Annotated in this window: 1 protein-coding gene; it reads right to left on the bottom strand. The window is 36.2% G+C overall.

Annotation, left to right across the window (positions count from 1 at the left end; translation table 11 throughout):
• Nucleotides 1-580: 580 nt before the first annotated feature.
• The coding region (locus ACFIO3_RS12590) for an MFS transporter (protein ID WP_375704567.1) at nt 581-1,762 on the bottom strand (1,182 nt) is incomplete at its 5' end.

The following is a 1,762-nucleotide window of genomic DNA, read 5'->3' as shown; positions in this document are numbered from 1 at the left end:
TTTTTAAATAATAGGGATTACGCTTTGTCTTACGTTTTTATTTTTCTCGCTCTTTTAATATGATTATTTCTCACTCAAAATAGGACGCCTAAAATAAAAATTGTTGTGCTGCTTATTCACATGCTTTTTTAAGAAACATTTCTCAATGCATTCGAACCTATTTCACAACAACGCTCGTAAAATATATAAAATTCATTGCGCATGGCCCCATCTTTACGCTTAATAAAAATATAAGCCGGTATCATCATTCTATTTTCTAATTTAAAGTGTCGTAATAAACCTTGGTACTCGAAATAGTTTATTAGAAATCCTCCTTTTTCTATCATACCCACTCTTACTTGTGACGTACAAGAAAATGGTTTTGATTGATGCAATATAAAGTGAGATAAACAGATTTGAAATGAGAAAAACTTAAATTTTTCAAGACTATTATTTACCATAAAAAATGATAATTAGTCATTTATTAAGTCAATATATTAACTATTGTAATACCCGTTTTTTTGTTGTTGCACTTATGCAAAAAAATTGATCAAAATAATATTAACATAATTTAATATTTTACAAAAAAACTGTTTTAACCCTAAGGGAGATGATCAGAGGAGACTTTTAAAAGCATCTCATTGGCTTGGGGTATTGTTTGGCGTTCAATCATGCGGTGCACTCTTATACCGTTAGGAGCACAATTTAAATGACGCAGACGCTTATTGACTTCGGCATCCGCTTTTGTGCGACGATGATTATGGCGTAAATAATCTACCCATGTTGGCATATGATAAGCCTCTGTCCAATATTCAGGTCTTTCCAGATCTCGTAAAAGGACCCATTGACGCGCACCATCGCGTAACCGAATATGGCGTCGACGCGTCATCACTTTAAGAAACTCTTCGAGATCATTTTCATGAATTTGATAATCAATCATTATCATGATCGGGCCACTTCTTGCTTTGAGGTCGAGTAATAATTCCGGCTCTCTAAAATGATCAAGAGGATTTAAATCTATCTGAGGAATTTCTTGAATTCTAAACTTTACCCCCGCAAGAGCACCTAAAATCAAGAATAGAGAACAAATGCTCAAAGCAATTGTTGGAGAATAACCATCAGCCAAAACTCCCCAGATTGCACTTCCAATAGCCATCCCCCCATAAGATGCCGTTTGATAAAGTGCTAAAGAACGAGCTACAACCCAGCGTGGTGTGGAGAGTTGTACAGATGTATTAAACAACGATAATGCCAAAACCCAACATAAACCTGCAGGAAATAAAGCAATATGGCTTATAATCAGTGAACGGCTTATTCCCAATAAAAAGCAAGAAAAGGCAAAACCAATAAATGCACTTGCAATAATTGTTTCTGAACGAAAATGATGCCGTACAAATTCATTAATAATACCTGCTGTCATGGCTCCTAACCCAAAACAACCCAGCAACGTACCATAAAGAAGGGCATTTCCTCCGAGAACTTTATGCGCAACAATTGGCAAAAGTGCTAAAATCGAAATTGCTCCTATACCAAAAAGGAACGCTCGAACCATAATACTTAAGAGATTAGGCGACATCGCAACATAACGCAAACCATCTGAGACAGCTCCTAACAGTCTTTCTCGTGGCAATGGGTTGTTTTTATAATTCGATTTCCAGAAAAATAACGCACCAATAAGAGGAATATAGCTTATAGCATTAAACAAAAAAGCAGCAGATGCACCCAAAGTTGCAATAATGGCACCACCAATCGCAGGGCCAACACTCCGCATCAAATTAAAGCC

This window comes from Bartonella sp. AD328YNZD (genome assembly GCF_042196425.1).
Note: the sequence above shows the minus strand (reverse complement) of the source record. Positions and strands in the feature narration are given on the sequence as shown.